The organism is Paenibacillus turicensis (assembly GCF_017873435.1).
Taxonomy (GTDB): Bacteria; Bacillota; Bacilli; order Paenibacillales; family Paenibacillaceae; genus Fontibacillus; species Fontibacillus turicensis.
On the sequence record NZ_JAGGKG010000006.1, the window covers coordinates 22,978 to 46,553 of the forward strand.

Sequence of the window (23,576 nt, forward strand, 5' to 3'; positions counted from 1 at the left end):
ATATTTTCATTGGATTTGGGTCATTGTACCTTGGTATCGAAAACTGGTTCAACATTGTTTTTGAGTGCATTTTGAAGCACTAATTTTTCAAGATCAACAAGGACATCATCAGTCCCAGAAACGAATGTGATTAGTTTATAGGACTTGAATTTTCTGGTCTTGAGATCTTCCTTGAGTTCCAAAAATTCCGCCGAATCCTTATCCTGCTCAGTCATCCAGACATACACCAACTTATTTGCATTATCCATCTTCACTTTAATCAAGATAATGCACCTCCAATGACCCGCAACACTGACATGTTGGAATACCAGACCTTGGAGAGGAAGGACTTTCTTGACTCGATTGACTTACTAATGACTACAGACATGTTTAACACTCCGTTTGCACGATATTTGGAGCGGTAACTCCATGCCTGCTTGTTAAGGACTCTTGAAAAATATCCGTAACACGAAATCAACTCAATTACAGGTAAAGATTAATTAGACTCAAATAAAAAAAGCACTCACTTCCTGACAAGAAACAGTCAGAGAAATAAGTGCTTCATAATTGAAATTCTACAAAATAGAGCTTTCCTCCTTAAGCTCGCAAGCGAGCTACTTCAAAAACTCACTCCGGATAATAAAAGTAAATCCCGAGCCCTTCGACATAATAATCACCGTTGATTTTCTTCTCGCGAACTTTAATGCCTTTCTCGATGAGAACTCTGCTGAACATCTCCCAAAACTTTGTTGAGCCTATGGACTTCACATTGTCCAAACCGTTATTTTCAGCCCATCTAGAAAAATCACGCTTGAAATCTGATCTTAAGGTCACTTCACCTTCATCCCAATATACCCGCGCATTGAAATACTCGGGAATTGGGTTTTGACTGACCTTATAATCCTCTAATGCTTTTTCACACACTTTACTCTCGGTCAAATTAAAGTTGTTTTCGATTAAACGAGCCAAACCTTTCATTGCAAAATTCAGTATGCCTGGTAATTCTGTCAGCAACTTATCGAGCAAAGACTTGTCCATGTAGCTTACCCCCTCAATAGGAGCTTCCCCTGCTCGCAACTCCCGATAAATTTTGTTGAACGGAATGATTTGAAGCCTGCGGAAATACCCATTCGTTAAGTCATTGGAATCCATCATACTGTTCAGCAACACAATCGTCTTTGCAAATAATCGTGTATTGAAAGAAGCCTTAAACTTCTGCTCGACGTTTACCGCATCTCCACCAGTTAAGATTTTAAAGTTCTGAGTATTGAACTTCCGATCAAATTCATTTTCGGTCGAAACGTTCACCAATTTTCCCGGAAGGTTCTGCATTCCAAAACGACCGCCTAAATCTTTCAACGAAACATTTGACACATTTCCGATTCCGATTAGGTGACGGATGACTTCTGATAATACACTCTTACCATTTGATCCTGAACCAATGAAGAAGAATGCCTTTTGAATCTTAATGTCCGGTATGAAGCAGTAACCCATTATTTCCTGAACAAGCATGATACGCTCCCTATCACCTTCAAAGATGTCGAATAGGAATTCTTCAAACTTCGGACACGATGCTGATCCGTCATATTCAATCGGAGTTTGAATGGTGGATAAGTAGCTTGGGTCATGATTAATAATTTCCATCGAATAAAGATTTAACATACCATTCGTTAAGTTTATAAGCCCCTTTTCGGGATTCATTTCTTCAACAAATGGTATCTCTCTCCTTAAAGCCTCGAAGTACTCACCCTCCCATTTCCGACACCAGATATCCGTTTTTGCTTCATGAATAATGCCGCGGCAGATTGCCTTTAACATCCTATCGTTCATTTCGATGTAATACCCCTTATTACAGTAAGCATAGATCTGTGCATTACCAAGCTGAACTAAATGCATTCGACCTAATGTATATCTGGCAAAGGTATTTGCGTTCATTTCTAAATCTTTCTTCCCATAAGATATTCCCCGTTCCTTAAGAGCCAGTCGCTCATCGAGCTGTTCTACAATTGGTGAAACACAGGATTTCATGACTTCAAGAGTTTGATATGATGCTGCCATTTTAAGCACACCTTTCTCGGGTTTGTATATCACTCTCCGAGACTCTTGAGCACTTTCCCAATTTTCGTCTCAACTCCTGCATAAAAAAAAAATGACCCTAATTTATTTTGGATGAATAAAAACAGTGTAGACCACCAAAGGTATTCTACACTGTAGTCAGGTTTTTATTTGGATGTTAAATGCAGTTCCCTCATGCTTTGTGCTTTCCGCTTCTTGCCTTCTTCTCTCTTTTTCAGTAGATGCTCCAGTAATGGACCATACTTATCTGCGTACTTCGGTATTACCTTCCATTCACCTTGAACTTTCTTGTCGATTGGGATGATCTGTTCAGTAATTGGAACAACATCTTCTCTATAACCTGATTTGTTCTTGGGCTTATTTCTCTTAAATTGAATCGATGGTGTGGGTAACTTGGCGTCTCCTTTTTCAAATGCTTTCAAATATAAGGAAACATAGCCACCTCTAGGATCATCATTAGCTTCAAAAAAACCAGCGTACTCATCCCTTAACATCAGGAACATAAACTCGTAATAGGTAAGATCAAACTTTTCATTTGCTTTTACTTTACGTTTTCCGATCTGATCTTTACTTATTCCCGTATACTTATCCAAACGAACATCAATGACAGGAACATCGTCAATATCTACATCAGAGATCAAGGTGATACCTACCTTTGTAGGACATGGTTCAGATTTCCTCACACCATCTGCGACATTACGCTTTGACTTAAATGATTGAAATCCGAGTAAAGTAACAAAATGTAGAGTATGAGACAATGAACATAAATTCTCTTTTCGACTCTTTGGCATATCCGCTATTATCTGATGACCGATTTCTAGAAATCTTGAATTATATTTTGTTTTCTTACCAGCACCCATTTTACCCCTCCTTCGGATCTAATAATTTAATCGAGTATCCTGGCTTTCTGTTTTTTGAATAATAATACTTCTCTAGGAACCTATCTTTTTTATACTCAACATTGTAATCTTCGAACACATGATAGACCGTATCAATTGTTGAGAAGAAGGCTAGTTTGTCTCCTTCATTTGTGGGAATGAACTGATAGCTTCCATCTGTTTCAAATAATTGTTGAAGAAAATTATTTTCATTGTATGTATACCGCTCTACACCAAAATCATTTAGATTGAACTTTACTGTCTTTCCAAAAAAGTAAGTCTCTTGATCGTATCTCATAATTTTATCTTCTCGATGACTTATAAGAGTTCGATTCCCTTTTTCCCTTACATACGTAGGTATCTTTTGGGCTACACGCAATTCTTCGGGAATTGAATTTATGGCTTCAATTTCAATTTCCTCTGTCAATCGCGTCTTGACTCTTGGATAGTATGTTAATGAGATAGAGTCTTCATCAAACCCTTCAATTACTGCAGGGTAGCACTCAGAAAGTTTACCCGGATTGGACTCCGTTGCACCTATACGTTCATACAGCAGTACGACATCACCTATCTCGAATTCGCTTGTAAGATATTGAAACTTTTCTGCTTTATTGTAGAATCGGTTCATCCATCCCCGCTGTCTGAATTGCATAACGAAAGCTATCCAATCAAATTGATGCTCTTTAATTTCGGATGGACCATCTGCGGCTTCATTATAGAATTTATCAAGTTGTATTTTATCTGTGCTCGATTCTTCAAGATACCTTATCTCGACTAATCCATCGAGCAAACTATTTCCGAATCGCATAAGGATGTAAAGATCCACATATTCGAAACCATCAGGATAAACTGCCCCATGATCAATTATTAATTTCGGAATAGGTTTGTTGACCTTAGCACTTCTTACCATGATATAAGCAATTAAGCTGATGTATCCTGCAGATTTTTTACTTGAAGCATTCAAGACTTGATTAGCCATAATATCTGATTGCAGTTCAAACACTACTTCATCATCGGTATCTTTCTTAAAGTAGACTCCCTCAACCGATTTTGTAAAGAAGTTCCTATCGGAGTAAGGTTTCAATGTCCCGATTGGTTTGAACCCCACATCAAGCCCGTTTGTTACCACGAAACTGAAGTGTTCACCGATGAGCAATTCCTCTGAAATTGTTACATCGGACAAAACCAATTTCTTCTTAAGCAAGGTTTGGGCATACTTGTCGAGTTCATAGGCAAGCAGAAGCTCCGAACCTGTATAAATAGTGGTTACTTTCTTGTCTAAAGGTAATAATTCGTTTAATCTTATGACATCCATTTTCAATTCTCCTTTCACATGAAGCAATCATTGGTAGTATTCTCTATATTTTAACCCATCGATAGTTTTGGCTCAATTATAGAAAAACCACCTTCCAATCGGATAAGTGGTTACGACCTGTTTCCAATCTTTACTTAATGAATACGACATACACCTTATCTGTCGTTAGCAGGTTACTATCTTCATAAATTTCGACCTTCTCCTTAAGATCAGCCTGCAAATTCTTTATTAAGTGCTGCGCGGCGGATAAAGTATGATCGCCAAAATCATAGATCACCAAAAATTTAAACGCTGCCGCGGGATTCGATTTTACTTTTGATTTCCCTTCAAGTAGCCCCAGAATATCTTTTACGATTCCGTTTCTTTGGGCTGAACCAAATTTGTAACCATTATTGATCGGCTTGTTACATTTGATCTCGGCAATAATATTGACCTCTCCAGTAACGATGAGATCGTATCCATTATCATTCGGTCTGGTTTTTAGTACTTGTTCCAAGTAAACTTGATAATTCTCCTTCACATAAGGGAAGCGTTCACTTACCCAGTCAATGAAACGGATGGTCGTTTTGTATGTAATAATGTTGTGTATATCCTTCAACGTAGTCTTTATGTCTTCGAAGTCTTCAACTGACATCCGAGAATAGTAATCTTCATTGGAGCCGGTTATTTTATTAGCTATGAACTGATTGAATCGTTCTTTCAACTCGGCTTCTCTATCGTAAGGTAGGCTCATCGTTTACCCCCTGCTAGGAAAATTGTATGTTTATCCACTAATTGTATCTCGGATGGCTCCTATGGCTCAACAAAAGAAATAATGCGACTGAAATCCGCTTCCCTCGATGCCCCCTAATACAACAAGGACAAAATAAAAGATGGTGTCTGTAACAGGCACCATCTAAAATAGAACCCTCTATGGTCAATTACTCTTCGTCTTTATAATCAATCTTCGTGTCGATTCCAACTGTATTTGTTTTGCTATCCCATGTTACGCCAATATTGAACGCTTTTGCGATGTCACGAAGCTTAAAGTAGTTATTACCATCAATTGTGTAGGCGACCAAGCTTACTTCCTTTCCGTCAATATATAAGGTGGAGGAAGTTGGCTTGGCTTCTTTTGTTGCAGGCTTAGCAGATAACTTAAGCTCTCCTCCAGCAGGAGTGTAAGCCTGACCAGAAAGAAGGCTGATTGCATTCTTTGCTCCATCCCACTTCACTTCAAATTGTTTCTCAGTGCCATTTACAACTGAAGCAATGTCGCGAAGTTTAAAGAAGTTGTTGTTATTGATGTTGTAGGCTTCAAAGGATACTTCTCTGCCGTTGACAATTACCTTGGATGCTGTTGGCTTGGCAGACACAGGCTTGCTCGACTGATTTGTATCTGCATCAACCACTTTGTAATGATTGAAACCATCATACATGAAGTAAATATTCTTAAACGAGTCGATCACATTACGATCTTTATCATAAACCTCAATCGACGCAACCAAAACATCGTCTGTAACAACAGATTCAAATGTAACACTAGGCATATATACGGAAACCTTACCGTCTTTAAATTCCTCGTCTACATATTTCATTTGACCACCAAAATAGCTGTCGACACTCACATAAACTGAATGAGCCTTTGGGTTTGTAGTTACTAGATCGAACAAGAATACATTAGAGTCCTTCTCAAATTTCGGGGTCTTTAAGGTGATCGCAGAGACTTCAAAACCACCGATCTCATCGTCATTTCCCTTAACTTTCTGTAGCTTTAAAGAACTGCTCGGGAATTTAATCTTATACCCCGAATTTTCATTAAGAACATTTACTGTCGACATACCTTGTTCGGCTTCACTGTTACCGGATTCGGAGTTAGTCTTAGGATCATTACTTGCAGTTCCTTCGCCTACAATCTGCACCACGAATTCGGCAACAGTATCAGGTGAAAACTCGCTGCCGAAGCGCACGTTCACCCCATAATAGCCCTTCTTGCTGAGACTTACGGTACTGCCTTTTACAGCGATATCTTCGGAAGCTTCTCCCATAATGAAGGACTCACCACCAAGCTTCGCGTCAGGGAGGAAACTGATACTCGGATGCGGGTCTTTTCCGGTAATAGTAAGCGTTACTGGCTTGTCGGATACAAAAACCGTATCTCCAACACCTGATCCTTCATCAATAAACTGCTTTTTATCAGTTACGTTTGAGATTGAAACATAACCTCCTTGCTTCGTCTCAACTTTCGCTCCACTCTCAGCCATAACCGTTAGTGAAGTAAACAGGGAAATAACCAAAGACAAGACCAACATCATAGATATCTTCTTCATTTTCCATCACTCCATTTTCATTGTTGTATGCTTATCATGAGCAATTGCTCTAAAAGCCAAGTTATTGAACTGTTCTCTTCGCCTGATACATCGATTGGATAAATAACTGGATATCTGATTTTTCAAAGTGGTGTTCGCTAATACAAATCCTTTTCCCTACAAAGGCGACTTCGAACAGCTTGTACCTCTTAAATAGATAAAGAACCAAGGCGATAACAAAGACTCCTGCCAATATCGAGCTATAAAGCTTAATTTGGCTAAAATGCGCACCATATTTCTTCATTCCTCTAGAGATCTGCATCAGGATCGTGATTAATACCCCGACCGTTACAAGGTAGTAGAGATTACGTCTCGATCTTTTACGTATGTAGCCAGCACCAATGAAATCTTGAAGCGGTATCGATTCGGGTTCGAATATTTTTCTGGAAGTGTCGCCATTATCATACCGATAATGTTCACCGAAAAAGTGGATGTACTTATTGGTAAGAACTACTACAGGCTTTTGACCCTTGTTCCCGATGTTACCTTTACCTAATACCGCTCTGATCTCCTCACCATTGCTCAAGGTTAATCCTTTAACGACAGTACTCATTTGTTACCATTGGACAGGAGATTCTTTTTTGCTTCGTCAAACTCTTCTTGGGTGATAAGCTTCTGCTGTAGTAGTTCGGAGTATTTCTTTATCTCGTCAGCAATTCCAAGTTTGGAGTTAGTTTCAGTGGGCGTTTGTGGCGCGGCTGCCGCTGCAACCTGAGTAGGCGCTGATTCTACAACATGGTCTTTAGCCCTTCTAAGTTGCTTCTGAAAATCGTCGATCTCTGCTTTATCATACAAATTGATGTTGAAGGCAATCATACCCCCTGCGAAGGAGATCTCGAACAAATTTTTGCGTTTCAATATGTATGCAGTTAGCGTGATTGAAAAGCTCAATATTGAAGCGATCAATACAAATGTCAAAATGTTCATAACTGTTGCCTGATCACTACTTCCCAAGCTACTTAGAACACCGAAAAGAATGATTGATAAAACTAGTGAAGATAAGGAAGTAATCAACAGTGATATCGGATTAACCCTGGTGTAACCTGTTCCGGTCACATCCTTCAGATCAACCATCCGCTCTTCAAAAGACTTTTTCAACTTACCAGCTTCTTTGTAGTAACACTTTCCTTTGAAGTAAACCCGCTTGTTACTAATGACGGAAAATCCACTGGCAAGCGAACCCCCTGATAGGAAGTTGATGATATAACCATTACCAATTGAAGCAATATATCTCTCCGTTGGTTCTGCGAATACTTCCCTGAACTTTTTCAATACTTCTTCCGATAAAATTGCACCTCGACCTAACTTTCCCTCAGCTGAGACTTTAAAGAATGCAATTAGCGGTGGAACAATAATCACGAGTAAAAAGAATGTGATGATTAATTGTGGTGCTGAACTCGACAAGTGCATCTTCTCCTTTGGTTAGACTTTATTTAACACTGTCCCACTGCCCCTTCTAGACAAATCCTCATTATTCCTTACCAGAGTAGGCATTTCGACATATATTGATAAGTATAATATAGGAACTATACTTCGCCAACTATAATTAGTTATCAAAAATTCGCGTATTCCCTAACATAAAGGAAACGAATGCAAGGGGCTGTATCCTTTATGAAATTGAAAGAAGCTAGGGAAAAGAAGAATCTTAGCCAAGAGAGCGTCAGCCGCGCTGTTAATATATCTTTGAAGCATTATCAAAACATTGAACACGGTCTGACAACTCCAACTGTCAATATTGCATTGCATATCTGTGAAGTGTTGAAGGTTGACCCCCGAAAAATTGATGAGTGGAAAGACAGACGACCGCCTGTTTAATCAGATAACCCTTAGTCCATGATATTTAGAACCTACTCCTTAGTCAGTTGACTTTAAGTCACATCGAAAACACCACCTCGACTAAATTATCCATCATATCTATAACTTTTGACCTACTATCCCGATATACTTATTAAGAAGAATATGGGAAGGAGGTCTTTTTGTTTGTGGACATACGGAATGAATTTGGGCAAAGAGTCCGTGAATTGAGGGCGAGAAGTGGCATGTCTCAGGAATCGCTTGCATATCGCGCGGGGCTTGATCGTACATATTTAAGTGGTGTCGAACGGGGAGAACGCAATGTCAGCCTGGTTAATATCGAAAAGATCGCCGCGGCGCTTTCTGTATCGGTTGAGTACATGTTCTCGAGCGAACGCTTCTCGTCAACCCCTGCATATCAACCAAATGATTTTTCGATACCGTTTACAGAGAGGTTTAAGTATCAACTTGATGCTGACAGAAGGGTACTCGCCTTTCAGGTTCATGGGTTATTAACAGGAGATAATGTTGATTTTATGTCCAAGACCCTCATGGGAATTTGTAGTTCATTCGGGAAAGGTGAACTGAGATTATTTGTTGATCACCGTGATATGAAAGCTTCTGATGGCGAACCGGTAGTTTACTCGCCAATAGTTGCCGATAGAGCTATAGCTTTTCAACGGAACTTGCTTTTATATAGCAGTAAAGCCGTAGTTCTCTGTAATTCGGAATTTCAAGTGCACCAATTAAAAAGAATTACCCAAGAAAGTGGCATTCCTACGGTTCCTCTTTTCGGTCGTGATAAAGATATGGTCGGACAAGCATACGAGTTGCTTGACATTAACGGAAATGACTTAATTAAAGTGCATTAGTTTGAGGTGGATTTTGTGAATATAAGAATTGAGTTTGGGAATAGAATACGTGAACTTCGTGCAAGAAGTGGGATGTCTCAAGAAGTCTTGGCTCACCGAGCAGGAATGGATCGGAGCTATCTCAGTGGTGTAGAACGAGGACTTCGAAATATCAGCTTGGATAATATCGAACGACTTGCTAAAGCATTGAATGTATCAATTTCGTATATGTTTGCTGTCGAAAGGCTTTCAGATACCCTCGCTTACCAACCGCATGACTTTACCGTTCCAATCTCTGAACGGTTCAAGTATCATTTGGACAGTGATAAACGGATTCTGTCCTTTCAAGTTAGTGGCTTGCTGAACGGACAACATGTAGATCATATGTCTAAAACCCTGTTGGGGATATGCAACGCATTTCAAAAAGAAGAACTTAGCGTCTTTGTTGATCATCGAGATATGAAGGCAACTGACGGAAAACCAGCCGTATACTCAATAGAGGTGGCAGAAAAAGCAGTATTATTTCAGCAAGAGCTTACTACATATAGCAATAAAGTAGTTGTACTCTGCAATTCTGAATTTATGGTACAACAAATGAATTTTGTCACTGCGACGAGTGGTATTCATGATAAGTCGATTCACTTGTTCGACCGCGACAAAGACATGATAGGGAAAGCATACGAGTTGCTCGACATAAACGGGAATGACTTGATACAAGCTAAAGCTTAAAGCCGCCAGTTATTGGCGGCTTTAGAAGTTCGCAGGATGCATGTGTATAATGGTCATAAAAACAGGGAGATGTTGAATTGGCTCAAATTTATGATTTTCTTTCTCGTCAACCACTCAGTAGACTCAAGCATCACGATTATGAGCAAAACGATAGGATTATCGAACAACACGGCAAATACATTGGAGTGCTTACTAAACAAAGAACTGAGTCGCTACGGGAAATAATCGATGTGATTGAACTTAAGAAAAAACAGATTGAACAGTTGATGTCTGAGTTTGAGGAATTGCGCTCTGGATATGATGAGATGGTTCTTGAAGCAGTGAGCTTTCTTGGAGCAAGGAAAAATTGGGTCGATTTCGATCCGGAAACATGGGATTTCTATGTGGATGTTAAGGGGCATTGTTGGGTGGTAAATAACAACAAATAGAAATAAAAAGCAAGGGAGTCATTCCCCTTGCTTTAGACGAACATTTGATTCATAAAACCCTTTTTCATAACTTCTAGCTCGGTATTTTTCTTTTTAAGCAATTCAATCTTCTGAGATAACTTGTAGAGAAAACCAGATATCTTTCTTTGCTCTTTAATATCAGGAAGTGGAACTTCTAGACTTGATAACGCTGGCTTTGACAGTCCAAAAACTGATACCCCATTTGCATTTACATTAATAAACTTCCTGTACTCAGTAGTCTGTGTAAAGTAATGCAAAAACAACGAGTCTAACCGGCTATATGGTCTAAAACAATGGGTATGTAACCCACCAATTATTTTTCTATTGTTACCTTCAAGAAGAACAACGCTTTTACCTAGATCAGAAGTGTCTTCGGATGCATCAGCAAATACAACGTCTCCGTCTTTAAGAAGTGTGTATGTTGTTTCTGTATCGATACTTAATGACGGAAGCTCCGTCTGTGAGGTAATCACTCCCGATAATTTAGAATGAATATCACCGTAATGAACATGTTGATATTCCCCTTCTCCCTCGACACTGCGTGAAAAGCTGTAGTTTCTAGTAAACGAACCTAATTCCTCTAAGACCGATGAATCCCACTCAGGAAATTCCTGCCCATTCTCGTCTTTGAATCGAATCTCCTGTGAGAAAATCTTTTGGAGCAAACCTTTCTTGAACAACTCTAGTTCTTCGATCTTCTCTTTCTGTCTCTCCACTTTTTGATTTAATAGTGAGAGGAAAGATGCAATTTTACGCTGTTCTGTTTCAGATGTTATGCTAACCCTTATATTTCTTATCTGCTCAAAATTTAAACCCTCTCTATTTCCCCCTGCTTGAAAGCTATCAATTTGCTTTTGAACCTTATATGAGATAATTTGATTCATTATGAAGGAAGGATCATAGCCTTTATTTACTCGAATAATACAGACATGTTGATTTACATTGGCTCTTGGAAAACCAAGTGGAACTATACAACTCCTACCAATAGATGCTCCAGTGATATTCAATAGTATGTCGTTTTCATATACTTGAGTAGATAACATATTGTTATTTTCTTCCTCCGAAATATACGCAACGTCATCCAAGAACAGTTGTCCATTCAAAACATTCTGGCTTCTGATAAATACTACGCCCTCATCAGTATATACGGAACTACCACCTCTAGGAGTCTTTCCACTTCCCACCTTTATTGTTAAGTCACCAAGCTTTTTATGCTTCCACTCATTCGTAAATTCTGAAAATCTTAGCTTCGGCAATATCTTCATATTAGTTACCTTCCCGTATTCCAAGTTCTCTGAAAAACGTTTCTAATTCTTTATCAATTTGTAGTATCTCTGAATCAATCTCTTTAATTCTTGCTTGTACATTGTTCAAATCGACTAGTTCTTCCTCCTCAAAAGTATCAACATAACGTGGAATATTCAAGTTATAGTCATTCTCTTTGACTTCATCAATACTAGCGGCATATGAATACTTCTCGATAGTTTGCCGAGTCGTATATGTTTCAACGATCTTCTCCACATTTTCATCACGAAGACGATTTTGGTTCTTACCTTTCTCAAAATCATTGGAAGCATCAATAAACAGAATGTTATCATTCGCTTCTCGACACTTTTTGAACACAAGAATGCACGTTGGAATCGTTGTCCCAAAGAAAATGTTTGCTGGTAAGCCGATCACCGCATCCAAGTAGTTTTTTTCTTCGATCAGGTATTTACGAATTACTCCTTCTGCCGCACCGCGGAACAATACCCCATGAGGAAGGACAACTGCCATTGTTCCGTTATCATCAAGATGATGAATCATATGTTGAACAAAAGCGAAATCGGCTTTGGATGAGGGAGCTAGTTTTCCGTAGGCACTAAACCGCTCATCTTGCAGGAACTTTTCATCAGAACTCCATTTTGCTGAGTATGGAGGATTTGCTACTACGGCTTCAAAACGCATATCTAGATGCCGCGGCTCATCCAAACTATCGGCATTTTGAATATCGAAGTTATGATAAGACACATCATGCAGGAGCATGTTCATACGAGCCAAGTTATAAGTAGTTGAGGTTTTCTCTTGCCCGTAAAACTTTCTGACTCTCGCTTCCTTGGCGACCCTCAAGAGCAACGATCCTGAACCGCAAGTCGGGTCATAGACATTTCTTAAGTCATTCTTACCCAGCGTAACTATCTTAGCAATGATTTTGGAAACTTGTGGTGGAGTATAGAACTCACCAGCTTTTTTCCCCGCATTGGCAGCAAACTGTCCGATCAAATACTCATAAGCGTCGCCCAGAACGTCAATGTCCACATCATCATGTAAGAAGGGGATATCATTAATATTGACCATGACCTTTGCGATTAGCTTGGAGCGAGACTTTACATCACGCCCTAGTTTGGAGGAATTCAAATCCATGTCATCAAATAAATTTTGGAAGTCATCCTGACTCGTCGCTCCAAGGGTTGATTCTGTTACTGCGGTGACCGCTTTATGTAGCATTTCAATATCGAATTTGCCTTGCTCTCCTTTACCAATCTCCTCAATCATGCTCGAAAAAAGGTAGTCTGGTTCAATGACGTAGCCAATTTCCTGAATGAGCTGATCTTTTAAAGCATCCCGATAAGCTTGATCCTTCCAAGCATCTCTGTAAGAAATATTGTCTTCCTTAAGAAGACTATTAACCCGATCCTCTGTTTTGTCAGACAAATAACGGTAAAAGATTAAACCAAGTATATAGTTTTTAAACTCGTAAGCTTCGAGTTGACCGCGTAGGTCATTTGCCATGTCCCAAAGCTTCTTATGTAACTCGGCTTGTTGATGACGTTGTAACTCGGTCGTTGTCATCTGTTTACCTCCCCCTTTAGATACCCCATCAATAACTGTTTGATATATTGCTGTTCCCATACGATTCTCTCCTGAAGTAGTCGATTTTTTCGATGTAATAATCTATGGACGCTACCAATCTTCACTTGATCGTCCATAGGTGGCAAAAAAATTTCCAAAGTCCTAAGCATTTGAATCGACAAAGCTGCTATACTGGAACCTTGCGTTGCGATCTTCAATTGTTTGCGACAATCTGGATGTTCATTGATATACCACTCCAGATAGTCAGGATGCAATTCACCTGTAGGCTCAATGATGGCAAAGTTAGAAGGGATCAACTTTCCAGCATGCTCCTGCTGCAATGCTACTGCTCGTTGTCCAGTCAAGCTTATTAGGACTAAACCCTCTTTGGCGAGTGGTAAAGATACCAAACGCCCTTGATCTACATGAACATCAGAAGCATCTTGCTGATTCTCTACCGATGTGGGATCAGGACTTAACCACTCGTTCATTTCTTTCATCGTGTAGACCGGAAGCTTTACTGCCTCCAATGAAGGTGACGTCTGTATACGGGATAAAAATGCCCCTTGCACCACCGATGCACATTGTTCTAAATTCAAACCAACCCTCCCCTTTTGCTATTTATTAAAATAGCATTAAACCAACAACTTCAATATAATAAAAAACAGCAGAAAAGGCAAGTCCTTTTCTGCTATTTTTATAAATAGCACTATGAAAAACGTTTGGTGTGCTCTGAGATGAACTCGATAATCCGTTGAATCATTGCTCGTTTTTTGAGGAATGGCAACTTAACAGCATCACTGATCTCTTGCTGGTTGACCAGTCCGCCGTACTCATATTCCTGTACAAAGCCTTGTATTACTTCAGCCGATAACCCCACTTCACTGGCGAATGCTTCAATTTCCTTCATACGTTCTTCTTGTTCGAAGGCATTGTAGTTATCGTCTACCGAATCTGCATTGGTTAACGTTGGTACTACTTTTCGCAAGAAGTCCTTCAGCAAATTCGCTTTGAGTCGTAGCTGCTCGTTATCAGCCCGATTGATCTCATCTTCAATATCTTTTACCGACTTGTCCCGCTGCTCTTCATTATCGAAATCGATGTTCCGGATCAGATTCATGATATAGCTTACATTAATCCGATCGGTATGCATCAGCTCGATTAGGAAGTCAACGTTCGCCAAGATCGATTCTTTACCCCCGCCGCGCTTAACTTCGTCATAAATACGGAGATACTTGCTCTTGTAATCCTGGTACTCCTGTTCAGAAATACCCAATCGAGCCGAGTCGAATTCAAACTCGGTAAAAGTTTGGAGACGAGTCAGATATTTGGTAAGCTCACGGAAGCTAATGACAAACTCTTGTTTTTCTTCCTCCCGCTCCAAAGCATCTACTTCCGCTGGCGTAGCGGCGAGAGCTTTGACTTTTACCAGAGCTGCCCTGAACATTTGAAGGTATTCTTCGTAACTCTTCATCAGGACATCATCGACGCTATCTGTCTTTGAGAACAACTTGATTGCCTCGTCCGTATCTTCCTTGAGATTGCGGAAGCATACAATATTCCCGTAAGGTTTGGTCGCTTTCTCCGTCCGATTGGTGCGAGAGAAGGCTTGAATCAAATTATGATATTTTAAGAAGCGATCCATGTAGAGGATATTCAAAGTTTTGCTGTCGAATCCTGTCAAAAAGATGTTGACTACCAGTAAGATATCGATCTGAGCAGTCTTGACTTTACGAGAAACATCGGCAAAATATCCTTGGTACTTATCTGTTGAGAAGTTGGTTCCAAACATAGCATTGTAGTCCTTGATGATACGTTCAAGGCTATCCCGAGAATGCTCGTCTTGTCCATCGCCTTCACTGTCCTCATTCTGTCCATAGGTGAAAATGCCGGCAATCTTCAAGTTATGTGACATGGACTTGAAGGTGTCGTAGTACTTAACCAGCATCGGGATGCTATCCACAGTGAATAGTCCTGTATACCCCTTACTGCGTGACTTCCGATCATGATGGTTTATGATGTTCTCAGCGATCAAACGGATTCGATCATCATGCATCCAGACTTCATCAGTCAGAATTCCTTTTACGCGGGTCTGATCCTTTTCGTTAATTGAAACATCAACCGTTTGGATGTAATCCACCGAAAACCCCAAGACATTGCCATCATGGATCGCATCTTTAATCAGATACGTATGTAGACATTTCTCAAAAATATCGGCGGTTACCCGACCGTCTTGGCTTTTGTTTTCTTCGAACAAAGGTGTTCCAGTAAAACCAAAGTACTGCGCCTCTTTAAAATGATTGTCAACGAGTTTTTTCATCTTACCAAACTGACTGCGATGACACTCATCAATAATGAAGACAACCCGCTCCTGTTGATACGGCTTCATAATCTCCTCATATCGAGGATTTTTTATAGCGTTCGCCATCTTTTGAATTGTAGTAACGATCAACGGCTTTGTTAAGTCCGAAATTTGTGCCACCAATTTTTCAGTATCGTCTGTCATGTCTACTGAATCCGGTTCAAATTTGTTAAACTCCGCCAAGGTCTGACTATCTAGGTCCTTTCGGTCAACGAGGAAGAAGACCTTCTTTATATGCGGTTCGTTCGCAAGGATTTGGCTCGCCTTGAATGAAGTTAATGTCTTCCCGCTACCAGTAGTGTGCCAGATATAACCGTTGTTCTTAGTTTCCAAGGCACGCTTAATAAGTGCTTCAACTGCATAGACCTGATACGGTCGCATGACCATTAATAGCTTCTCGGTCTCATTCAACACCATGTACCGGGCTATCATCTTAGCCATGTGGCACTTTTCTAGGAAGTTGGACGTGAAATCGCTTAGATTGGTGATACGATTATTTTCTGCATCCGACCAGAAGAAGGTGTGCGAAAACAAGATGTCACCATCAGAGTTTGCAAAATATTTCGTATCAACCCCATTGCTGACAACAAACAGCTGCAGATAGCGATATAACCCCCTGAAGGAGTGTTTTCGATACCGTTGGATTTGATTGAACGCTTCTTTAAAATCTAAGCCGCGGCGCTTTAACTCGATCTGCACTACAGGGAAGCCGTTAATGAAAATTGTTACATCATAACGATTTTTATACGTCCCTTCGACTGTTGTCTGATTGGTGACCTGAAAAATGTTCTTACACCAATCACGGGTATTCATCAACTCAAGATAGACCTCTGTTCCGTCATCACGCTGGAACACCTGTTTATCCCTAAGAATCTTTGCGGAGTCAAAAATGCTTTTCCCATCAATCTGAGTTAGGAATCGGCTGAACTCCGAATCCGTCAGTGGCTGACCATTTAATTTCTTCTCATTGAATTTATTCAGTTGCTGTTTAAAGTTTCCTAAAAGCGAATCATAATCATTTATTGTTACTCGCTCGTAGCCCTGACGAACAAGTTGCTCGATCAGATTTTTCTCAAGCTGGGCTTCCGACTGATAAGACAAATGTAAAACCTCCTCAGGTGTTCTTTACCCCACTCATACACAGGAGTCTTACAATATTCTACATTTCCCAGCCGATATCCTTCTAGAGCCCCAAATCCCGGAGATTTCTTTAAAAATCCTCTGTCTGACTTACAGCCCTAAACTAGTCGAAATCAATAAACCGGGTCTAATTCTTCCTTTTGCGACATCCTTCATCACAGTTCTGGAAATGTGATACAATAGTCTTAATATTCAATGTTTCTTAGAGGGGGGTTATTATGTCGGAAAAACACGCAGATAAATTACTTCATGTCCAGAATGGAGTTATACGTCACCTGTTATATTCAAAGGTAGACGAGCAGGATTTAATCAACCGTTATCGTGTAGTTGTCAAACGTGAAGTTAAACGAGATTTAAAAGTGGCTTTGGAGCGACTTGACAAGCAAAAACTAGTTGAGATTGTGGCTATCTCACCAGAGATAACTGAATCTGATATCGAAACCTGTTTTGAAGATAATCGATACAGCCGCAGACCCAATTTTCGGCTGTTTATGCTGCGTCCGCATAACCCTCAACTGAGTTCATCCTCATTCATTGCAGATCACAAGAATAATACTGGTGTGTCCAAAATGAATGAGTTGCTCAAGCCAATCACTTACCCCAATGACAACATATTTGGACTACTTGCTATTGACCAAACAGTTGTCAATCACGAAACGGTAGAAATCTCATTACAATATCAAGAAAGATATAATTACATCAATCCTGAAACCGAACAGTCCGATTTTATTTACGAATTGAAGTTCGGCTTCTTATGGATCAACTTTGATCAACGCTTTGTGAGCATTAGTATACCTACTGAGTCACTGGTTGGAACAATATCCAAAACTCTTGAAAGAGCCTTTGATTGCTTTGTTTCACCTGTAAACATCACCAAAAAGATTGTCGACAGTGTGTTTAGCAAAGAGTCAATGAAAAGAACCACTTTGAGCAATCCTGACCCCGAATCAGGTAAGCCAAGCAAAGTTACTTTGGCTGACAGTGATCTTGGTAATAAGGTTGGTCAACTTACTGAATTCGATGGGTACGACTCGCCAAGTTCAGTTTATCAAGAAGCAATCGACGAGGACGGAGACTTCTTCTCAACTCTTGGGGTCAACAATGACAAAGGCAAGATTTATCTTACCCGTCAGCTTAAAGCCTCTGAAATGAGACGTTGGGGGATTTGGCGAATCGGACAGATCATGAATTACATTAACTCCATTCAGGAAAATGGTGAAATCGACGATAAGTTCGAATCATTTGGACTTGATGAAGATCCCGATCTTGTTGCCTTCACAACTACAAATGACGAGAAAAAAGTTATTTTGGAAGTCACTAAGGCAGTTGTCACCTGTAAGGTAAAAAAGATTGATAGCTTCAAGCTCCACGACTTAAATGTTGATAAAATTGTAGGTTCACTGAAGAAGCATACCATTACCCACTTCTATCCTTACTGCGATAGTTGCGACCATTATGCAGATATCACCTGTAATAACTGCGGAAACACCGACTTGTTAACGGTTTCCGTAAAAAGAGGACAGGTTCCAAAGGTCGTATGTTCATTCTGTTACACCGAACTTCAACAGGATAACGTTCGCTGCTTAATGGATCATAAGGTCAGAATAGACTCCTGGTATGATGGAGTCGTAATTAATCCTAAATCAACTTTAGTCGAACTTACCGAAAAAATCATAAACAAGTATTTCCCGGATGAAGGATTTTCACATGAGGAAGAATCCTTCTATCTTCAAAACAATGTCGTTCACTATTCATCTAGAGTTTCTTCGAAAGTCATGTTCAAAGTGAGGGAACTTCAACAATTTAAGCCCGTTTGGGATCGGAGAATTACCCCTAAACGCCGCGAAGAACTTGCCGAAGTGTTGAGCTTACTTACAGAAAAATGTTCTAAACATAGTGTCGATGCCTGCCAAGCCTGTCAGCATGAAAAAAGCGTCCGCTGCATAATGAAACCTTTTGTAACGTTTACTGATCATAAATTACATCCGCATCATGGACAAGAATACGGTGATATCAGCTTTACCATCCAGATGCTTGGTATGGACGATGCCGTATTTGTAGGGATAGCCAAGAGTTATGAGAAGAAACCGATAAAACCAACAGACACAAAAGCTTATGAGATGCTTCAACAGTTTGTTTATAAATGTAAGGACACTACTGTCAATGTTTTAGGAATTGTGGTAGCAGGGGAACTTGAACAGGGTTTTGTAGCCGTGTTGCAGGATCTTGCCGGAAGGTACAAAAAGAAAGTCGTAATGTGGACTTACGAGGAATTGATGTTGGTGGTCGATTTTGCCATCAAGAAATATGATTTATCAATCGCTGAGGTTGTTGAAGAACTAAAGGCAGATAAAGTCAAAAGAAAACGGAAGCCTGCCAGTTAATATTTCGCAAAAATCAACCCTGTCATTCGACTTTGACAGGGTTGATTCATTTGCTATCAGACAGTGGGCAACCTAAACTATGTAGCACATCAACTTAAGGTTCATTTTTTACTTTCTTTTTTAATTCGTACAACAGAAAACCATCAAATAATAATACCCCACCTGACGAATTCCTTGATAAAAATTCGACAGTTGGAGCATTTATCCCTTCCTGATACTTGAAGTCATGTCTGTAGCTTTCAGCTTCGCTACAATTAAGCCTCTAATGTATCAACCTAAACCCTCTCTGGTTTTTTGCCACCCCTGAATGCAGAGTGACCATCTAGATTCGCCAACAATATTTTTCGGGTCGTTTTGTACTTATCTCCCACCATACCGAGCCGGATCAGGAAAAGTCTGAAAGTAAACTTATCATTGTCGGTGTCCTTGCCTTTGGGTGACGTATACTTTAGCTTCATCGCGGTCTGGTTCAGCAATCCGACAAGGTGCGTATAGGCATGCATCTCTTCGGGACTACGTTCAGCTTGGAAAAACTTAAAGATGACCATACTGCTGTCGAAACTGAAGGCTATGCCTGGGCAATATTGTTCACCGATTTCAGATATCGCTGTCTTGAAACTTTCCAATGTATCGACATTAGCATCGTTGATGGCTTTAGCAAAATTATCTTCGATAATATTCGTTTCAATACTAAGTGATCTTTTTACAAGTACTTGTTTGCTGTAAAGCAAATTAACCAAATTTCTTAGGGATACCCCTGTATGACCTTCCAGCGGTACAGCTACTTCAAGTGGGGAGTTTGAGCTTGCCGTGAGCTCGACCGGATCGCCTGATTCAACTTGAATGACTGGTTCAACTTGGTCATTGGGTTCGCGTGGTTCATCTTGTATGGCAGCAACCTGTCCAGTTAATACGCTGTCGAGATCAACCTCCATGCCATTCGAATTCGTGATCTTGCCCGCTCTGTCAATCGAGTAAATCTCCGTGTCAGTCTCAATCTGATAAATAAAGCTCGGAACCCCCATGTACTTAGGCTTTACTCCAAAATGATCGCCTAACGTCTTTATGATTTCTTTTCTGTCCATAACAACCTCCAAATAGAATTTACATTTTCAATGAGGTATGCGGTAACCGCGCCTTTCATTGAGGTTGTTGTAGTTCTAACTTGGACAGAGAATTAATGCAAGTAATTGTTGCGCATACCCCAAATAAATACGACTTGACGGATATAGAAAGCAGATGTACTATGTAACTACAAGCTACTAGCTACTCGCTATTAGCTACTATGAGAAAATCTCGAACAGAAAGGAGAATGTAAAATGCGAATCGATAAAAACACTTCTCTGGAGGACTTGATGAACATTGCCAAAGCAACTGTTCCAAGTCTGGATCAAGGTGAGGAGTTCCTTGTCAAAGACCTGTTTCGGGGCTTTGAATGGAACCGGATCGCTAAGGGCAATCGTACTAAGCTTGGCTCCATGTTCTTAAACTACGCCGAGAACCATGCAAGTAACTCCCTTGAAATATTAGGGAAAACGCCTCAGAATCAGCAGATGTACAGAAAGCTGTAGTTAACTCTTCTCCTGAAAAGAACAGAAGTGATGTGTCCTTTCCACATCACTTCTGTTATTTCTTCCTTGCAGTATAAACTTTGAAATTTCACTGCTTCTTTTGAACGGCAATATAATTTACTTATACATATATGATATGCTGCTGAATTTTAAGGAATCTCGTATTACAACAATCTATCTGCAGTAAGAGCTTCGAATTCTCTGCATGCGTCGATATACTGCTCTCTGATTTCAGGTTTTGAAGTAAATAAAACACGGATGGCTTCCCTTAAATGCCAAGGGTGATGCTCTGGCGAAAAAGCTGAATAAAGAGCTGTCACTACATCCTTATCAAATCCGTACTTCTCTAAATACCAAATGACTGTTCTCTTTTTATGATGATTTGCCCAATCAAATAACGATATTGAGCCTTCCCGAAACGCATAAATCCTAAATAACTCTACGAAGTTATTTTCCAACAAATATTTCAGTTCCTCCTCCTCGGATAGTTCTGCGGGATCGAGAATCGCTTGACACTGGATAAGTCTCTTAACACATTCCTCAACTTGAGCCACAGGAACTAATTGTTGTCGAAGTAGAGCAGTTACTACACGCGGATTAGTATCCTCACCTGGTGCATACCATAAGGATCGGATTAATTCAGGGTCATTCCTGCAAAACCGAACTATACTTGGTTCATATCTCAACACTGCTCTAAACAACTTCATGTTGGCTTTCATGAATTGAAGTAGTTGAACGACAAAGTTCTCTTGCAATCTGAACATCCGATGCCAGAACACTAGTTTCTGCTCATCATCAAAAATTTCAATAGGATAACCACCGTATAAGGCTTCCTTCACATCATCAAGAAATGACCTGTACTCCCGCTCCGGCATTGCTAACGGAATTTCTTGAAGAATCGGATCAGGATCGGCTTCAACTGGTGTTAAGCTTCTAGTGAAATGTACTTTTATTTTTGCTAGAACCGAGCTTTTACCCCCTTTGACCTTGAATTTTGGCAAGTTAGATTGGATGAAATACCAAAACGACTCTACATGTGGAGCCTTGATTAAGTTAGACTTTGCATGTGCGCAATCATTCCTGCGATTTCTCCAAAAAGCTAATTGTTGTCTTAAATCCTCAGTCAAAGGGAACAGTACAGGTCCTTCTGCTTTCTTGGTTATCTCAAATACTGTAGTATCCCATATTTCATCTTCATCAAGTTCTTTGAGGTTTTTCCTCCAAAGTGAATCTGGATAATCATCTGGCTTAGATGAGTTCAGAACGCGATCCTTTAGAATTGTCTGAAAAGATAAATACGACAACAACAGACTGGCTCTATACGCAGATGCCTTATAACAAACAATTGCCTCCTCGAGTAGATCCCGAGCATCAATTGATACATTTTGACTTACTAACCAATCTTCAACCGGAAGACGCAATTTACCGCAACCCCTTCAATTTATTAATCATTCGCGACTAGGTATCTGGATTATTATTCTCTATCGAAAATTATGAAGGCTTAACCCCATGCTTTTTGAACAATCCTTCGAAGAACTCTTTAACGATCTTTGCTCCAGCTTCCTCGTCCATCAATTCATACCCGCCGAATCGATAGACCTCATACCCGTTGAGTTTTAATTCCCTGTCGGCTTGCACCATCTCGGCGTACTTTTTGGGACTTGATGTATCTTCATCAGAATAATGTTGCTTTCCATCTACTTCAAGTACAATACGCTGCTTGTTTGAAAACAGTAGGAGAAAGTCCATACGCTGTCTTGGTAAATACGCTTTTCCTGCTCGCTGTTTTATCGTGTAGGGATCATAGTGTAAATAGACTTGTGGTATTAGTGCAGGAAAGTTCTTATCGAACAAATCCTTAAAACATTTAAAGTAACTCTTAAATAGCAGCTTCTCTGGTGGAGAAGCTAATGTTTGAAATAAACGCACATAGAGCTGTTTTTCGGTCTCTAAATTTGGCTCTGATACCCCATTCCTATCAGCCCACCACGATACTAGGTCAGCCCAATACAGACCTGTATTCGGAATAGTACGGTCGTAAACTAAACAGTTCTCTTCATGCTTTACAATTCTAATGTCGTTATTAATCGAGTCACTAATTACAATTTCAGGCTTCTGACCCACCGCGGCGAAGATCAGATTTTTCACATTGCCTTTTACCCCATCAAGCACTTTATCGATACGGTAGACTGGAAACCCTGAAATATTGTCCGCCAAATTAAACTTATATCCGTCATTTCCTAAATGCTTATTGATGAATTCAATATATTCGTCCTGCTCGTCCTGCTGTCGAACCAATGGATGTACGACCTGTTCCAAGAATTTTATAAACACATCATCTGGCGCTATCATTAGTTCTAAATACTTCTCATATAAGTAGACTTCATCCCAGTCTGAATTGTTGATCATATGTTGCCATATATCACCTGAAGCGGTCTTAAAGCGGGAATCAGTTGAAGGCATGCTGTCCAAATCCCATACCCGATTCAAGAAGTCGACCAATTCGTATTTACCTGGGATATTATTTCTGGCATGGAGTTCATCCATGATATTTCGCCTGGTGATCTCACTGATTGTATAAAGCCCCGTTGGATTAAGTCGAAGAACCAACTTTGATAATGAGTTTGCCTTTGAGCCGTAGTCATTTATAATTCGCTTAGCTAAGTCCAAAAGGAATAATTGATCCTTACCTTTGAGCCTTTTTTGGACGTAAACCCTTCTACTGCTAAATGCCTCAGACTCATCTCCGCTTTCCAATCCATACTTATTGCAAACAGTCGGTATGTCGTATGCCTTTTCCTCAAGTAGTACCTGAACTATGGCATCAATGAGTTCGTTAATACTCGCCATCGAATACCCCCTTTTAAA

Annotated in this window: 21 protein-coding genes; 6 read left to right on the forward strand and 15 right to left on the reverse strand. The window is 40.0% G+C overall.

What is annotated here, in order from left to right; translation table 11 throughout:
* Positions 1-20: 20 nt before the first annotated feature.
* From J2Z32_RS07755 to J2Z32_RS07790, 8 genes are all read right to left on the reverse strand, one after another.
* Positions 21-263 (reverse strand): hypothetical protein, encoded by a 243-nt coding sequence (locus tag J2Z32_RS07755; protein ID WP_210088616.1) that lies wholly within the window; start codon positions 261-263, stop codon positions 21-23.
* 343 nt (positions 264-606) lie between these two features.
* Complete coding sequence (locus J2Z32_RS07760; protein WP_210088617.1) at positions 607-2,037, reverse strand: DNA primase family protein; 1,431 nt, start codon at positions 2,035-2,037, stop codon at positions 607-609.
* A 164-nt stretch (positions 2,038-2,201) separates the two neighbouring features.
* Entirely contained in the window at positions 2,202-2,915 is a 714-nt protein-coding gene (locus tag J2Z32_RS07765; RefSeq protein WP_120463182.1) for a hypothetical protein, read from the reverse strand.
* Position 2,916: 1 nt separating this feature from the next.
* A complete protein-coding gene (locus tag J2Z32_RS07770; protein ID WP_210088618.1) occupies positions 2,917-4,248 on the reverse strand; it encodes a hypothetical protein in 1,332 nt (443 codons plus the stop codon).
* Positions 4,249-4,378: 130 nt separating this feature from the next.
* Positions 4,379-4,981, reverse strand: a complete 603-nt coding sequence (locus tag J2Z32_RS07775) for a hypothetical protein (RefSeq protein WP_210088619.1) — start codon at positions 4,979-4,981, stop codon at positions 4,379-4,381.
* Positions 4,982-5,168: 187 nt separating this feature from the next.
* Positions 5,169-6,557, reverse strand: coding sequence for a stalk domain-containing protein (locus tag J2Z32_RS07780; protein ID WP_210088620.1), 1,389 nt, complete (start codon positions 6,555-6,557; stop codon positions 5,169-5,171).
* A gap of 61 nt (positions 6,558-6,618) precedes the next feature.
* Positions 6,619-7,149, reverse strand: a complete 531-nt coding sequence (locus tag J2Z32_RS07785; protein ID WP_120463185.1) for a hypothetical protein — start codon at positions 7,147-7,149, stop codon at positions 6,619-6,621.
* On the reverse strand, positions 7,146-8,000 hold the full coding sequence (locus J2Z32_RS07790; protein ID WP_120463186.1) for an SHOCT domain-containing protein: 855 nt from the start codon (positions 7,998-8,000) through the stop codon (positions 7,146-7,148). The genes J2Z32_RS07785 and J2Z32_RS07790 overlap by 4 nt, the downstream gene beginning before the upstream one ends.
* A gap of 207 nt (positions 8,001-8,207) precedes the next feature.
* Between J2Z32_RS07790 and J2Z32_RS07795 the strand changes: the two genes are divergently transcribed.
* The 4 genes from J2Z32_RS07795 (at position 8,208) to J2Z32_RS07810 (ending at position 10,398) form a co-directional block, all read left to right on the forward strand.
* Positions 8,208-8,411, forward strand: coding sequence for a helix-turn-helix domain-containing protein (locus J2Z32_RS07795; RefSeq protein ID WP_120463187.1), 204 nt, complete (start codon positions 8,208-8,210; stop codon positions 8,409-8,411).
* A gap of 167 nt (positions 8,412-8,578) precedes the next feature.
* Complete coding sequence (locus J2Z32_RS07800; protein WP_237100270.1) at positions 8,579-9,262, forward strand: helix-turn-helix domain-containing protein; 684 nt, start codon at positions 8,579-8,581, stop codon at positions 9,260-9,262.
* 15 nt (positions 9,263-9,277) lie between these two features.
* Entirely contained in the window at positions 9,278-9,970 is a 693-nt protein-coding gene (locus tag J2Z32_RS07805; RefSeq protein ID WP_210088622.1) for a helix-turn-helix domain-containing protein, read from the forward strand.
* 77 nt (positions 9,971-10,047) lie between these two features.
* Positions 10,048-10,398, forward strand: coding sequence for a hypothetical protein (locus J2Z32_RS07810; RefSeq protein ID WP_210088623.1), 351 nt, complete (start codon positions 10,048-10,050; stop codon positions 10,396-10,398).
* 32 nt (positions 10,399-10,430) lie between these two features.
* On the opposite strand, the gene J2Z32_RS07815 is transcribed toward J2Z32_RS07810, so the two are convergent.
* From J2Z32_RS07815 to J2Z32_RS07830, 4 genes are all read right to left on the reverse strand, one after another.
* Complete coding sequence (locus tag J2Z32_RS07815; RefSeq protein WP_210088624.1) at positions 10,431-11,684, reverse strand: restriction endonuclease subunit S; 1,254 nt, start codon at positions 11,682-11,684, stop codon at positions 10,431-10,433.
* A gap of 1 nt (position 11,685) precedes the next feature.
* The gene (locus J2Z32_RS07820; RefSeq protein ID WP_210088741.1) at positions 11,686-13,251 is read right to left on the reverse strand and encodes a type I restriction-modification system subunit M; all 1,566 of its coding nucleotides are present in this window, start codon (positions 13,249-13,251) and stop codon (positions 11,686-11,688) included.
* The gene (locus J2Z32_RS07825) at positions 13,248-13,850 is read right to left on the reverse strand and encodes a restriction endonuclease subunit S domain-containing protein (protein WP_210088625.1); all 603 of its coding nucleotides are present in this window, start codon (positions 13,848-13,850) and stop codon (positions 13,248-13,250) included. The genes J2Z32_RS07820 and J2Z32_RS07825 overlap by 4 nt, the downstream gene beginning before the upstream one ends.
* A 110-nt stretch (positions 13,851-13,960) precedes the next feature.
* Positions 13,961-16,714, reverse strand: coding sequence for a type I restriction endonuclease subunit R (locus J2Z32_RS07830; protein ID WP_210088626.1), 2,754 nt, complete (start codon positions 16,712-16,714; stop codon positions 13,961-13,963).
* 257 nt (positions 16,715-16,971) lie between these two features.
* Here J2Z32_RS07830 and J2Z32_RS07835 point away from each other — a divergent pair, with 257 nt between their 5' ends.
* Entirely contained in the window at positions 16,972-19,137 is a 2,166-nt protein-coding gene (locus J2Z32_RS07835) for a hypothetical protein (protein ID WP_144878124.1), read from the forward strand.
* A gap of 275 nt (positions 19,138-19,412) precedes the next feature.
* On the opposite strand, the gene J2Z32_RS07840 is transcribed toward J2Z32_RS07835, so the two are convergent.
* The gene (locus J2Z32_RS07840; protein WP_144878125.1) at positions 19,413-20,222 is read right to left on the reverse strand and encodes a virulence-related protein; all 810 of its coding nucleotides are present in this window, start codon (positions 20,220-20,222) and stop codon (positions 19,413-19,415) included.
* A gap of 234 nt (positions 20,223-20,456) precedes the next feature.
* Between J2Z32_RS07840 and J2Z32_RS07845 the strand changes: the two genes are divergently transcribed.
* Positions 20,457-20,708: a single-stranded DNA-binding protein gene (locus J2Z32_RS07845; RefSeq protein ID WP_205571027.1), complete on the forward strand. Its 252-nt coding sequence runs from the start codon at positions 20,457-20,459 to the stop codon at positions 20,706-20,708.
* A 164-nt stretch (positions 20,709-20,872) separates the two neighbouring features.
* Here the strand turns inward: J2Z32_RS07845 and J2Z32_RS07850 are convergent, their stop codons facing one another.
* Together J2Z32_RS07850 and J2Z32_RS07855 are read right to left on the reverse strand one after the other, a co-directional pair.
* Entirely contained in the window at positions 20,873-22,129 is a 1,257-nt protein-coding gene (locus J2Z32_RS07850; RefSeq protein WP_144878126.1) for a hypothetical protein, read from the reverse strand.
* A gap of 70 nt (positions 22,130-22,199) precedes the next feature.
* Positions 22,200-23,558, reverse strand: coding sequence for an AbiJ-related protein (locus J2Z32_RS07855; protein ID WP_144878127.1), 1,359 nt, complete (start codon positions 23,556-23,558; stop codon positions 22,200-22,202).
* Positions 23,559-23,576: the final 18 nt, after the last annotated feature.